8 protein-coding genes are annotated in these 14,287 nt (G+C 56.8%); 3 read left to right on the top strand and 5 right to left on the bottom strand.

The window, feature by feature from the left end; genetic code table 11:
• Window positions 1–5: 5 nt before the first annotated feature.
• The 4 genes from JJB74_RS24440 to JJB74_RS24425 all read right to left on the bottom strand — a co-directional run bounded on the left by JJB74_RS24440 (window position 6) and on the right by JJB74_RS24425 (window position 6,981).
• The gene (locus tag JJB74_RS24440) at window positions 6–1,181 is read right to left on the bottom strand and encodes an ABC transporter substrate-binding protein (protein ID WP_200596356.1); all 1,176 of its coding nucleotides are present in this window, start codon (window positions 1,179–1,181) and stop codon (window positions 6–8) included.
• A gap of 1,726 nt (window positions 1,182–2,907) precedes the next feature.
• Window positions 2,908–3,921, bottom strand: a complete 1,014-nt coding sequence (locus JJB74_RS24435; protein ID WP_200596354.1) for a ParB/RepB/Spo0J family partition protein — start codon at window positions 3,919–3,921, stop codon at window positions 2,908–2,910.
• On the bottom strand, window positions 3,921–4,586 hold the full coding sequence (locus JJB74_RS24430; RefSeq protein WP_200596352.1) for an AAA family ATPase: 666 nt from the start codon (window positions 4,584–4,586) through the stop codon (window positions 3,921–3,923). The genes JJB74_RS24435 and JJB74_RS24430 overlap by 1 nt, the downstream gene beginning before the upstream one ends.
• 937 nt (window positions 4,587–5,523) lie before the next feature.
• Window positions 5,524–6,981: a replication initiation protein gene (locus JJB74_RS24425; protein WP_200596350.1), complete on the bottom strand. Its 1,458-nt coding sequence runs from the start codon at window positions 6,979–6,981 to the stop codon at window positions 5,524–5,526.
• Between the two features lie 1,467 nt (window positions 6,982–8,448).
• On the opposite strand from JJB74_RS24425, the gene JJB74_RS24420 reads away from it, so the two are divergent.
• The 3 genes from JJB74_RS24420 (at window position 8,449) to JJB74_RS24410 (ending at window position 13,695) form a co-directional block, all read left to right on the top strand.
• Window positions 8,449–10,548: a putative bifunctional diguanylate cyclase/phosphodiesterase gene (locus JJB74_RS24420; protein ID WP_200596348.1), complete on the top strand. Its 2,100-nt coding sequence runs from the start codon at window positions 8,449–8,451 to the stop codon at window positions 10,546–10,548.
• Between the two features lie 30 nt (window positions 10,549–10,578).
• Window positions 10,579–12,486, top strand: coding sequence for a bifunctional diguanylate cyclase/phosphodiesterase (locus tag JJB74_RS24415; protein ID WP_200596347.1), 1,908 nt, complete (start codon window positions 10,579–10,581; stop codon window positions 12,484–12,486).
• 408 nt (window positions 12,487–12,894) lie between these two features.
• Window positions 12,895–13,695 carry an HD-GYP domain-containing protein gene (locus tag JJB74_RS24410; protein WP_200596345.1) on the top strand — a complete coding sequence of 267 codons (801 nt, stop codon included), beginning with the start codon at window positions 12,895–12,897 and terminating at the stop codon, window positions 13,693–13,695.
• Window positions 13,696–13,820: 125 nt separating this feature from the next.
• Here the strand turns inward: JJB74_RS24410 and JJB74_RS24405 are convergent, their stop codons facing one another.
• Complete coding sequence (locus JJB74_RS24405; protein WP_200596344.1) at window positions 13,821–14,027, bottom strand: heavy-metal-associated domain-containing protein; 207 nt, start codon at window positions 14,025–14,027, stop codon at window positions 13,821–13,823.
• Window positions 14,028–14,287 lie beyond the last annotated feature (260 nt).

Raw genomic sequence — 14,287 nt, 5'->3', positions numbered from 1 at the left:
CGCGCTCATTTTGACGGGCTCGTCGTCTCGGGAACATACCGCCATTTGCCGCCCTCGATCTTCACCATCACCTGGCTGCGCTTGTCTGCGCCATTGTGGTCCGTTGGCGACATTTTGTAGACGCCGTGGGTCAGCACCAGCTCCTGGCCGTTCTCGATCGCATCGCGCAGCGCCTGGCGGAAGGCCGCAGTGCCCGGCTGCGCCGACTTCAGCGCGATGGGCAATGCACGGTCAAGGATCAGCCAGGCGTCCCAGGCCAGGCCGCCGAACAGCGAGCGCGAATCAGGCCCATGCTGACCTTCGTATCGTTTCAGGTAGTCCAGCGCCACCGGCTTGACCGGGTTGTCCTGCGGCAGCTGCTCGGCAACCAGCAGCGGCGAGACCGGCAGATAAGTGCCTTCGAGGGATTTGCCGCCAACCCGCAGGAAATCATTATTGGCCACGGCTTGCGTCTGATAGATGGTCTTGCCATAGCCGCGCTGCCGGATCTCGATATGCGGCGTGGCCGCCGGCGTGCCGGCCGCGGCGATAAACATCGCATCCGGCTTGGCCGCGATCAGCTTCAGCGCTTGCGACACGAAGCTGGTGTCGGTGGCGTTGTAGCGCTCGACGTCAACGATCTTCACGCCGTTCTGCGGCGCCATCTTCTGCGCCACGTCGAGGAAAGTTTGCGCATAGGCATTGTTGATGGCGACGAAGCCGAGCGTCTTTTCATGGTTTCGTTTCATCTGCTCGAAGATCACGGCGAGCTGGATTTCCTCGGACGGCGGCATCTTGAATACCCAGCGCCGTGGGCCTTCCTGGGGATGGATCAGCGCGCCGCTGCCGCCGAGGCTGATCATCGGCGTGGCGCTTTCGCCGGCAACCTGCAAAGCGGCGAGCGATGTCGGCGTGACCGAAGGTCCGACCAGGACATCGACCCGGTTTTCCTGCACCAGGCGCCGCGCCGCTACGGTGGCCGCGGTGGAATCCGAGGCGTCATCAAGCACGGTGACATTGAGCTTCTGTCCCGCAATTTCCTTCGGCCAGAGCGCGACCGTGCTCTTGGCCGGGATGCCCAGCGATGCGGCGGGGCCGGTCAGGGACAGGATGACGCCAATATTGATTTCCGCGAATGCGTGACCCGATGCGATTCCGAACGCCAATGCCGCCGCGTGGCGTACGAGCCGATTCTTCTTCATGACATGTCTCCTGCCTGGTGTTGTTGTGTGATGGTTGTCGATGCCCGCGTGCAGGGTAGCGCATTATGGCTGCGCAGGCTTTGATTCGGCGGTGCGCTGCGTGGAGAAGCGCGCGGCGTAGGAAGCGAGCCTCGCGCTGTTTCATTGCGCTGCAAGGAGGGGGGGGGAATTTGATTGACTGTGTCGCTGCCAGCACGATGTGACCATACCGGAATAGCGAAACACCGCTCGATTGGCGGGCATTACGTCTGCGGTGTCCGCAAAGGCGCGGATGTAGACTCCATGGACTCCGGCCCTTTTTTAACGCTGGTAGTCGTTTCTCGGGTGAATGACAAGTTAGAGACGAGATTGCGGGTAGTGGACCGTCTGCTCTGCTTGCTCTGCCTGATGGTGTCATGCGGCGTTGTGTTCACGCTGATAACGGCGTGGATCAGCCGGTGGCCGGTGCTCGGATGGGCATAAACCCGATTGTTCACAGCGTAAGCGTCTTCAGTGTGCCGCACCCGATAACAGGATATGAAAGCTAGCGAACTCGGTGTTACCGACTGCTTGCTTAACGTACGGGGACTGAGCAAGGGCATAAATGCTAAGCAGATAATCTCTCTTATCTTTATGCAGATTTTCGATGGGCAAGTCGCCATCCGATTTCTGTGCTGTCGCTTCTGAAGTGGTTAAGCGCTTTCGAATCAAGGTGTTAGTGCTTATCTCAAGGCAGTGTCGTGACCTGATCGCAGTGAATTGCAAAGACCCTTATCTGTGTACGGGACGGATCTTGCGCCCTTTCGTATCGGCATTCGCTGCTGCAGTGCTTAGCCGGGTTCCATAGACGCTGCATCGCTGCGAGGCGTCTTGAATTGTGTCGATCGGAAATGTAGCCAATGGACGCCGGCAGGCGCGGCACAAACAAGTTCCGAAGAATGCGCACTGGGTCTCTAGCCGCGAATCCCCTGCATGGATTGGATTTCGGCGGGACGCGGCTTTGTTTGGCGTACATCAGGTCTGGCGATAGTGATGCCGTACCGGTCGTATCGCGACGGCATCGTTCGCCTCTGTTATGGCGATCTGCAGCCGTTCGCTTCCGTCATCGTAGGCCTTGTCCATAACTGGGCGAGTCGCATATTGGCCGCCTGGGACATTTCTGCATGTTTCGCTTGATAGAAGGTCTGGCATAGAGAATGGTGAGGATTCGGCCGAGCTGAGCCTGCGCGTGCACCGTAACGCTTGCCATACAAAGCGCTTATCCCCCCGTCATTGCTGTTGACTAAAAGCGTGCATGCTGCACTGTGCTTGCTGATACACCGGTTCGCGGCGACGGCGCTTCATAAGGTTCCAGTTTGCGTATCCGAAGCTTGCGCTATTCACGTTTTGCTTCAGTACGTTGCGTTTGTTGAATTGGCAGCGGGTGAAGTCACATAACGGTCGACCTGCCGGCAGACTGACGCATTGCTAGTTCATTGCCGCTTTCGGTTCATACCACCTTTGAGGGGCTAACCATGCGTTCGGTCGGCACGAAGGCCCGATAGAGATGGCTTGTTAACCGTCTCATGGCGAAAGGCAGTTCCGCTAGTCCACGCGGACAAGAGCAGATGCTCAACATCGGAACCGGGTCCTGGTCCTCGGCAGTTCTGCCACGCGTCGATACTGGTCGCTCTACCTCGCTCACTCTCCTCCGAGCTTTCGATGTCTGATTACCACGACGATATCGACGCATCGCGCCAGGCGGTTCCTACTTTCCTTCCCGCAGATTGAAGCGGCTCTTCAATTCGGCGACCAACTTTTCCCTCGCTGCAGGATCTGCGAGATTCACTTCAAACGCCACCTTTCCAGAGTCCCACTCCTTGATAAACCCCGCGGTGCGTCCATCGATATGGATCTTATACTGCCGCGAGTTCTCTTTCGTTTTTCTTATCTTGGGGTTTTCATATTGTGCGCGCAGGTCGGCCACTTCCTTCCTTCCGATATCCTCTTCGCTCAAACGTCGCGCCATCCCCACGGCGATAGCCGGCCCGGCCGCCTTCTCGAGAAGAACGAGCTCATACAACGCCGATAGTGCGTAGTGCTCCGGCTTTTGTTTGACAAGCTCCAGAGCTTCCTCGGAAAGACGGAGTATGGAGAGTGTCTTGTTAATGTTGGGGAGCGAAATCCCGGTAGCTTCGGCAATGGCGCTTTCGTTCGAATAAATCCTGTCGTCGAGCAACCGCTTCCATGACAGCGCGTTATCCAATGGAGACTGCGCAGTTCTCTCGTCGTTTTCCTTGAACGAAATTTCATAAAGTTCCTGATCTGATAGTCCTTCATGGATCATCAGGTTCATATAGGAAAGCCCGGCAGTTTTTATGCCTTTCCAACGATAGTGGCCAGCTGCAAGCACGGTACGCCCTTCCCGTTTTGTGGCGAGACCGGGCATGAGCTGACCGGACGCCAGAATGCTCGTAGCCATTTCCTTCACACGCTCCGGATGGTAGATCTGGCGCGCATTGAATGGATTCGGATCGATCTCTTCGATCGGCACCCGCGCAAAGTACACGGCATGTGCGACTGCTGAAGCATTTTCACGCGTGAAAGCTATCGGCTGGTTCGAAGTCGATGCGACGGGTTCGGTAACCTCGCTAAAGCCCGTCGGCTGCTTTTTCACCAGGGCTTCTGCCCTGTCCAGCCGCGCATTGATATCAGTAGCAGCATGATGCGAGCTGGAGCGGATCTTGTTCGAAAGCGCGTTTTTGTCAAATTTGGGCATCATCACGCTCCTTGCATTTGTAGCTTCTCGATAATTTCTTTTGCGAGTTTTCTCACTTCTTTGCTCGCTTCCGAGGACTTGCTAAGACCTTGCACGGTTGTGCCGAACGCCTGTGATTCCGGATAGGCATTTCTCAAAGAAATAACGGCCTCCAACAAGGGAACATCCGGGTCATTTTTGATCTGTTCCAGGCACGCAGCGAAGATATTGCCTCTGCGCATTTGACTAATGAGGAAATAGGTCTGCAATCCAGTATTTTCTCGCTGGGCTCGCGCGGCAAGTTCTTTCGCTTTGACTGACGCCCAAACATTGTCGAGCACCGGTATGACGGGAATGATGCCGATGTCGGCGACCTGCAGTGCCGCCCATGGAATGGGCGAGTCAATGGCTGGCGGGCAGTCAATCAAAATGACGTCGTAGTCACGCACAAACTTTTTCAGTTCTTTGATCATAAGCTCCCGCATTGGAGCTAGCGAGATGACATTTGCGGGAAATGGTGTATCGACCTCGGCTTGCGATGACCAGATTGCTGCGGTTCCCTGCGGATCCATGTCAACGATCAGAGTGTTGTATCCCATTAGTCCGAATGCACCACCAAGCTGCATCGTCGTCATTGTTTTTGCGCATCCACCTTTCTGATTGAACACGGCAATTATCTTCGCTGGCATGGGCCACCTTTCACGCGTGAAAACCCTGGTCGGGCAAATGGCCGCAATTCTAACAAAGAGACGTTGTCATTGGCTCGTTGCGTATTTTTATTTTTCAGTATTAGCGCAGAAAATTAGCCTTATCGGTGTATCTGCGCATGTTGTTGCCATCCTTGTCTATGGCCCAGAGGGCGTCGGGGCCGCAGACTTGCATTTGACCGGTCGGAATCCTGAACTTGAGACTTGCGGACGTACGCATGAAAAACGGTTTCGTTGCCAGACATTCGACTTTGCGTGTTGCAAATCATGAATGTCTGCGGGGTATGCGTTCCTTTGACAACAATGCTATGAGCTCCCGGTACAGGCTTATGCTGTCCAGGTGCCATATGGACTAATAATTCCAGGAAGCTATTCCGATAGACTGCGATGACTGAAGCGTGATGCCCCTCCAGTACCTTCGCCGGTTCGAGTGCAGATACTCGTGGGTCTCTATTTGCACGCGGATTATCAGGCGCTGCCATTTGGATTGGAAACGGTGACGATCCTTTGTAAGGCAACTCTAACTTCCTATGCGCTTGCAAGACTTTCAGTGTTACACCCCAACCACCGGCTTGGTCTTGGCACACAAGATGGGACATGTTCCAGTCGACCTAATGTTTGCTTGAAATCCATAACCGCTGCCTCCTTGCCAGGAAGGCGGAGCGATTCTTCTTTTGTCACTAAATGTCCGCAGCAAACTCGTCCTGGAAGGTAACAACTGTGTTCTGCGCCCAGCTTTCACGCGTGAAAGCTTAAGGTGTCGGCAGGAAGTATTATGCCGACCAGGGCATGCGTGAACCATACGCCAGCGGAAGAGCACATGTCAGAAGTACTATTTTGCTCACGCGACCAATGCCGCAAACATCGATCGCGGCAGGCTATCCAAACTCTACGGCGTTCGCTTCGGCTGAAACCTCGTCTAAAACACCCGGCCGCTGTCCAAGTATTCAATGATCTGAGAATCGGTCACCGGACCCCAGCTCTTTTCGGCAAACCATTCTGAGAATGCGCTCCTTACCATGCCCGATTCGAACCCTTGCTTCTTGATATGAGTCTTCAAGGACCGTTCTGCCTGGTCTGCAAACACGGCGTACACGTCTTGTTGCTCTCCCGGAGGCAGTTCGTTGAAAAGACGCATCGCCTGTTCGCTACGCGCGAGAACAAAGCGTTCGCGCACACTCAATTTCTGCGGCGTTGCGGTGGCCGCTTGCTGGGCCGTGTTCTGGTTTGGCTTCGCTGGCTTTGCGACATGTTTCGCCTTTGCATACCCGGCTTTCAGAGCAGTCTTGAAATACGCGGCAGGCGAATCAATTGGCAATAGCCGCTTGTTATTCATGCGTTCTTCGGTCAACTCGATATGGTCGAGTATGGTCCGCTCGTCATAACTCAGGTAAAGGTCGCGAGCGTCCTCTTTTGAGATGCCGAAACGGATAATCCGTTCGATAAGCACCGGGTCGATAGGCGGGGGAGCCGCAAGGTCCAAAGGCGACTGGGCGGCCAAGTCCACACGAAACTGGAGGTCCATCACCTTGCGTCCCTTCGCGTATTCGATCAGCTCAACCTTGATGTCTGTTACCGAATTGATTTCTGCGATCGCCTTTTTCAAAGTGTCACGTTTAAAATATTTATATTCCGGTAATGCCTCGCTTATAGGCGTGCCCGTAATTGCCTGATACCAACGCTCCCAAGTGTCCCGATACGTCAGGTGCGAAGGGCTCGTTGCATAGCGTCGCGCAATTTCGTAAAGGCCAAGGCTTCCATTGCCCCGCAACGCGGTTTGAAAGCGCAGACTGAACTTAGTATAGGTGTTCGGATTGAGGACCATCTGCATGACTTCCGGCGGGAACGCAAAGCCGATCCATACTTCACCCCCCTGGCTTTTCAGACCCTTGGTGTTGTAGATCTTCGCACCGGAGAGCAAACGTTCGCTGGTCCACATCTTGTCAGTCTCAGCTACGACCTTGATGTCCAGCAATTCCTGTGCTGTCTCCTTGATCAAATCATAGTTATTGCTGTCGAACTCGGTGCTCTTCACGATTTCGCGCATACGAATCCAGAAGTAATCTGCCCCACCTGGGTTACCGGGTGGCATTTCCCTGCCGGGCACGCCAAGTTCCTGCGCCTTGTTGATGAAGATGTTATAAATCTTTCTGGAAAGCAAAGAGAACTTTCCTTCCATCACACGCAGACCGATGGAATCGTTTGCTTTGCGGAATTCCTGGACTGCGGTTGGCTTATCCACTCCCTTGCGTTTTTTTCGCGTTGGCCTGATCTCTATTTCGCCCGCTGAGGCAATCGCGCTTTCGTCGGCGTCATCAACTGACTGATGCGAGGAAGGAGTGGTGGATGCTGTTGGTGCAGGCTTGGTGTTGTTCATGATTGAGTTCTATGCCGGCCTGAGCCTAGCAAGGTGAGAGGTTACGAAAAGGGCCTCACCTTGAAGATAGGTGAGGTTATCCGGAATTTGTCTCACCGTAAAGTAAACCTTCGATCTGGCCGCGAGAGGCGAAAGAGCCGCCTTAAGCCATCGTTCCCTAAACTTCTCACCATAGAGCGCCAGCGTTCCCCAATCCACTCACTTGTGTTCCCACTGGAATCACCTTCAGCAACTCTCTTTCCCTTATTTCCTCACCAGTGTTCCCCCACAGCTCACCAGTGTTCCCCTGAAGACTCACCATATGGGCGGAAGACCCGCATAAACACTGGCTCTCAGCCTTCGTTAACGTAGTTAAGGTTTACAAAGGGTTTACTTCTAAAACACTCAAAGGGAAATAAACGCGGTCCTGTAAGGGAAAACACCGCAAAACTTGGTATGCGTACTCACACGACAGGGGGAAAACCTCACTACCGGGTCGAGCGTTCCCTTAATTTCTCACCATAGCGGGTTTTCATGGCACAAGACACATCAGGACACGGGTTTATGCATCCCATGTTCCCCAAAACTCTCACCATACCCAATCAAAAGCCAAGGAAACCATCACTCAAGCTGGGCTTTGAGCCGTATTCAATAGCAGCCTCAGGGCTACAACACGAAATTGTCAGCAAAACGTTCCTCTAAATTCTCACCATAAGCGCGAGGCAGGCAGAACAGTGGTGCGCTAACCTCATCTGGATGCCAAGCGCAACTATGGTTCCCTTAAGTTCTCACCATTGACCATCTGAGCCCCGCTCTACACGTCTCCGAATTCCAGAATGTTCCCTTAAAAGCTCACCATGCTGTTCCAGATAACCGCACTAGGCATACTGACTTCAATAAAACTGGAATACCCAAGCAGCACAGGGATGCATCTATTTACGTAGGGAAGCAAAGCGTCAAGAGATCCCGCTGGAACGTAACCGCCTTCCCCTAAATACTCACCATACCCGCGACAGAGGCAATGTGTTCCCCTAAAAGCTCACCTTACCAACGAAATTCCTGATTACCGGGGTGTCGCGCAGTAAGAGTGTTCCCTAAAAATCTCACCATTCGCAAATAGATGGGATCGGCGTTCCCTCAAACACTCACCAAACTGCACGTTTCGCCGCCACGTGTTCCCTCAAACCTTCACCATGCACCCGAAAGCAAGGAGATTTCGGCTCGAAGCACTGAAATCCACATCGTGTTCCCTTAAATCCTCACCATAGGAAAGCGACGGTAGGCTGGCTGTAAGCCTCCTCCTAACCATCCCGATCCTTTAGGTTAAAAATCGACTTTAAATATTGGTGCAGGATAAAATTGACGTAGATCAATCTATTTCCACATAGTAAATATATAAACTGTCAAACCAACAATCCAGGCAAAACCGTTTCAGCGACAACTTTGCGATCCGCAACGCTCATTGCATGCTCACGCACGCGCCTTCCTATGTCAGAGTCGCTCTACCGCAAGATTTTCGAGACCACGCCAACCGCATTCCTTCTCGTCGGCGCACATGACCGCGCCATTGTTGAGGTGAATGAAGCTGCCTGCAACCTGCTTCAGACCACGGCCTCCGAACTGGTAGGCAAGGCAGTAGATGAGTTGTGCGACCAACCAGCCGGTACGCGGAAAGTGCTGGAAATCCTGTGCAGCACACCAGGCGCTTGCCAAGTCCTAGCGCTGCGGGACGCGAAAGGCTTGCAGAAAACCGTTGCGCTGCAAGCGGTTCAGCTCACTGGTGTCAAGCAACCGACAATGCTAATCACCATGAATGATGCAAACCGCTACCTTCAAAGCGAAAGGAGCGGGGAACGGCCAACCAATGAAACCCTTGAATTAGCCGCGTTGGTGTATCAACACAGCGACGAAGGGATGATGGTCACGGACGCTGACACTCACATCATCGCCATCAACCATGCCTTCACGCGTTTGACCGGATACACCGAAGCGGATGCCATCGGGCGCACGCCTGCACTACTACGTTCCGGTCGCCAGACCGATGCCTTCTATCAGGAGATGTGGACCGCACTGAAGACAATTGGCACCTGGCGCGGACAGTTGATCAACCGCCGCAAGAATGGCGAGGAATACGCCGAACGTCTGACCATCAGCGCAGTCCGCGACAAAGAAGGCCGCATTCAGCGCTATGTCGGCCTCTTTTCCGACATCAGCGAAAAGCTGCGTTATGACAATGCTGTCTGGACGCAGTCCAATGTCGACGCGTTGACCGCCTTGCCGAACCGACACCTGCTGCGCAAGCGACTGCAGCAGCGGATCGCACCAGCCAATGCCAGACAGGCCAAGCTGGCATTACTCACCATGGACCTCGACGGTTTCAAGGAGGTCAACGATACGTTTGGACACGGCATAGGCGACCAAGTGCTGATGGAAACCGCAAGGCGGTTGCGCAATTGCGTGCGCGCCTCGGACACGGTGGCGCGCATAGGCGGCGACGAATTCGCCATCGTGCTGAACGATCTTGCCGATCCTCAGACCTCGAATGCCTTGTCCCTTGTCGAGAGAACGGGGAAAAAAATCGTCGAAGCCATCGGCGAGCCATTTCTGATCGGTGACGAAAGGATCTATCTGTCGCCCAGCATTGGCATCGCGATCGCACCGGACGATGCCGACACCGTCGACGCCTTGCTTAGCACTGCTGAACAGGCCATGCATGCAGCCAAACAGTCCGGCCGCAACCGTTTCCAGTTTTTTACCCGCGCGCTGCATGAGCAGGCGGTACGCCGTATCAAGATGATCGCCGACCTGCGCGATGCGATAGACAGCGGACGATTCGAACTTGCGTTTCAACCGATTGTCGACCTCGAGAACGGCGCTTTGGTCAAGGCCGAAGCGCTGCTGCGCTGGCGCCATCCGCGCCATGGCATCATCAGTCCGGCGGAGTTCATTCCAGTAGCGGAATCCACGGGACTGATTGTCCTTATTGGCGACTGGGTATTCCGGCAAGCCGCGCAATGGCGCCTGCGCTGGGAAGCGATTGCTCCAGCAGGATTTCAGATCGGCGTCAATGTATCGCCTGCGCAGTTCCGTCTCGATGATGCATTGCCCGAGCGCTGGATCCGACATTGCGAAGCGCTGGGACTGCCGCGCAGCTCGCTGGTCATCGAAATCACCGAAGGTTTGCTGCTCGAGGCCGGGGAGCAGTCGAAGGAGCGTTTGGGCGCCTTCCACGCCGCGGGCATGCAGATCGCCCTTGACGACTTCGGCACCGGATATTCGGGACTTTCGTATCTGCGCAGTTTTGACATCGATTACATCAAGATCGACCAGGCTTTCGTGCGCGACATGCATCGCAACCGATCCGACGAAATGCTTTCCGAAGCGATCGTGGCAATGGCGCACAAGCTTGGCATCAAAGTCGTCGCCGAAGGCATCGAGGAGCCGGCCCACCGGGAGCTGCTTGCACGCGCCGGCTGCGACTATGGCCAGGGCTACCTGCTCTCGCGTCCATTGACGCCGGAAAGTTTCGAAGCGCTGCTCAGGGATGGCTATGCCGTGAGTGAACCGGTAGCCCTGTGCCTGACTTGACGCGCCGCATTTCTCACCGGGAATTCGACCATGCCATTCTCCGATTCCAGCCAATACGGATGGTTCGACCGCCTCCGACACCTGTATCAATCGCTGTCGCTACCGCGGCGGTACGCCTTCCTGCTCGGACTGCTGTGGAGCGGGGTTGGTCATGAACTGGGACACCTGAACCTGATCGCTGAACGCGAGAGCCGGCATGACGTGATCAATCTGTCGCAGGCATTGGCCGAGGAAGTCAGTGCAACGGTGGCGAGCATCGATCTGTCGCTGATTGCCCTGCGCTCGCATTGGCGGGCCGGACCGCAGACCTTCCAGGCCTTCCTGTCGGAGCTGTCCCGCAATTTGCAGGACAGGGGGGTATTCCAGATTGCAATCGTCGATGCCAAGGGCATCTTGCAATACTCCAGCAGCGATGCGCATCCCGGGCGCATCGATCTGTCAGACCGCGAGCACGTACGCGCGCAACTCAGTGCCACGCAAGACAGACTGTTCATCAGCCGACCGCTGTGGGGCAGGGTCTCGCATAAATGGTCGGTTCAATTCACCCGGGCGCTTTCCGACGAGCGAGGCAAGGTCGTCGGGGTCATCGTGGCATCGGTGGATCCCGGATACTTCTCGCGCTTTCACAGCGACGTCTACCTTGGCCCCCAGGGCGCAGTCAGTGTAAGTCGCGCCGATGGCGTCCTCCTGGCCCGATCCACCCGAAATGGCAGACAGGACAGCATGACTGAAACGCTGAAGACCTCCGATTCGTCCGGTGCCGATGCCAATGCAGGAGCGATCCATGCGGTCTCCTCGGTCGACGGCATTGCCCGCCTGTATTCCGTTCGTACGCTGGCGCAGTACGGCCTTAGCATCAGCGTCGGGGAATCCATGGCGGACGCCCGGGAACGCTATGCCAGTCAGCGCCAGCTGTATGTTCTTGCCGGCATCGGCATTTCATTACTGCTGGCGGCCATGTGCTGGATCATCACCAAGGCGACCTACCGTCGCGAGCAACTGCTGCGGCGCATGGCCGAAGCCGAGGCGCGCTGGAAATTCGCGCTTGAAGGCGCTGGAGAGGGCGTATGGGACTGGGACATCCGAGCGCAGCGTGCCTATCTGTCGCCTCGCGTGATGGAATTGCTTGGCACCGATGAAGACACGCTCGCCTGCAATGAGACTACGCTGCGCATGGCAGTGCACCCCGACGACATAGCGCTGGTCAATGCCACAATCAGCGCACACCTCGAGGGAAGGGTGCCGAGCTATACACTGGAGCACCGCATTCGCGGCAAGGACAAAAGATGGATGTGGATACTGTCGCGCGGCATGGTCGTGGCTCGCGCGCCGGACGGTCGAGCGCTGCGCATGGTTGGCACCTTCAGCGATATCAGCGATCGCAGGCGCCGGGAAGACGAAGTGCGCCATCAGGCACAGCACGATGCGCTGACCGGGTTGCCGAACCGGACGCTGCTGTCGGAAAAGCTGCGTCAGGCACTCGCGCAGGCACAACGCAAGAGCGGCAAGCTTGCAGTGCTCTACTTTGACCTGGACCATTTCAAGCTGGTCAACGACAGCCATGGGCACGAAATTGGCGATCTGCTGCTCAAAGAGATTGCGCAGCGTGCTGTTTCGCGCCTGAGGCATAGCGACACCGTAGCGCGCCTGGGCGGCGACGAATTCGTATCGCTGCTTCCGGACATTGCCGACGAAGCCGATGCGCTCGCTGTAGCGGCTGACATGCTTGCGGCAATCAGCGCGCCTTTCCACATAGGTAACCTGGCGCTCGAAACCTCAGGCAGCATCGGCGTTGCCGTCTTCCCAGGCGACGGCAGCGATGAGGCCACGCTGCTTCGTTGCGCGGACCAGGCAATGTATCAGGCCAAGCAGCAGGGCAGGGGCCGTGTCTGCCGTTATCGTGAGCCTGCATGCGCCGCCAATGAGGCTGCCGCATGACGCCGCGGGATGGCGCTGGCCGCAAGCCGCAGGCGGATGACACACAGCCGGCGGACCAGGCGCCTCATTACCTGCGTGCCGTGACGGACATGAGCCGAAGCAGAAACGTCGTTGCGCGCGAAGACATCCATGCCGCCAACGGCATCGAGCTTCTGGCCCGCGGCGCAAGGCTCAATGCCGGCATGCTTCACCGCCTTTTGCAGCACAAGCTCACGATACCGTTGGATGCCGCGCTGGAGACTAGCGATATTGTGGACGCGGTGGCGCTGACCCGCGACCTGGATGCTGCCCTGACGCAGGATGAAATGCTAGGTCGCATCATGCAGCGCAGTGGCGACGCGCAGGGCTGGAAATGGACGCTGTCGCAGATGCCGCTGCACCGCGACCCGGGGTTTCCGGCTTACGGTGATGAAGAGCGAGCGCGGAGCGCTGTACCGGCATTCGCTTTATCTTGTGCTGCTGTCGCGTGCCATCGGCGCGCGTCTGTCCTTGAGCGCTTCCGAAATGCGCAACCTGATGCTGGCGGCGCTTTCTCAGGACCTTGGCGAAATGCATACCGATCCGGAGCTGTTGAAGTCCGGCCGCATGCTGCAGGGCCCGGAACGCAATGTCATCCATGTTCATCCGGTCACGAGCCATGCAATTCTGAGCCGCATTCCTGCCGTGCCGGAGGACGCGCTGCAAGCGGTGCTGCAGCATCATGAGCGGCTGGACGGCAGCGGTTATCCAGGCGGCACATCCGGCGCGGGGATCGATCGCCTGGCACGCATTCTCGCCGTGGCCGAAACCGCGGAAGTGATGCTGCGTCGCTTTGACCCGGAGCGTTTCAGCGTGGCGTTCCGGCTGCATCGTGCCCGCCTCGATGCGGACTGCATCCGCGCGGTGTACGAATTGCTGCCGCCCGCTAACCCCCCAAACGATGACGCGCCACAATCTCGTGGCCTGTCCTGTGGCCGCGTGGCGGCGGTGTTCGCAGGATGGCCCGACCTGCTGCAACGCGTTGATTCCAGTGCGGCGCATGAGCCGCTTGCCTTCGTCACGAGCCGTATCTATCAGGTGCAGTCGCTGGCACGACAAGCCGGCTACAGCGCCGAGTTCCTTGACATGATCAATCTTGACGGCGACGACGCTTACCTGGCGGCCGAACTGCTCGCGGTGCAGGAGGAAATCATCCGGATGCTGGATGACATGGCCTTTGAGTTCGAATGACGCATCGAGCCTTCCATGGCCTGCCATGCGCTGGCGTAGACATTGATTGAACTACTGCGCCAGCCTGCCGCAGAGGCGCAAGAGGCCTCTGCATCCGGACCGGCCGGCACACCCCACAGAGCGGACTAAGCGGGTGTGGCCGACGTGACCGTATAACCCGCGTCCTCGATGGCGTTCTTCACCGCATCAAGTTGCGCGGCGCTATCGATGCGCACCCGGCCGCTGGGCAGATCCACGTCCACGCGGGCATTGCCATCCACTGATTGCACCGATTTCGTCACGCTGCGCACACAGCCGCCGCAAGTCATGCCTTCTACCTTGAGTTCATACATCGCGTTTTCTCCTCGTTGAAAGAACCACAGCCCTCAGTCTGGACCCTCCCGCCGTGGGAAGGTCAAGCGCTCCCGCGTTGGCCTCGTCCTCAACCGCAGCCTGTATGGCGCATCGCCAATCGCGATAGAAGCCTGACGTCGATATTGTCGCGGTGCGAACCTTCGCCGGCATCGTCAGTCCTCTGATAGAGGCGCAATACTTCCCCCGGGCCGGTGGGCTGGCTGCGTCGCCGTCAACCGCATTGAATCAAGCCCTGAGA

The sequence above is a fragment of the Noviherbaspirillum pedocola genome, assembly GCF_016632335.1.
Lineage (GTDB): Bacteria > Pseudomonadota > Gammaproteobacteria > Burkholderiales > Burkholderiaceae_D > Noviherbaspirillum_A > Noviherbaspirillum_A pedocola.
This window is presented reverse-complemented; position numbering and strand designations above follow the sequence as displayed.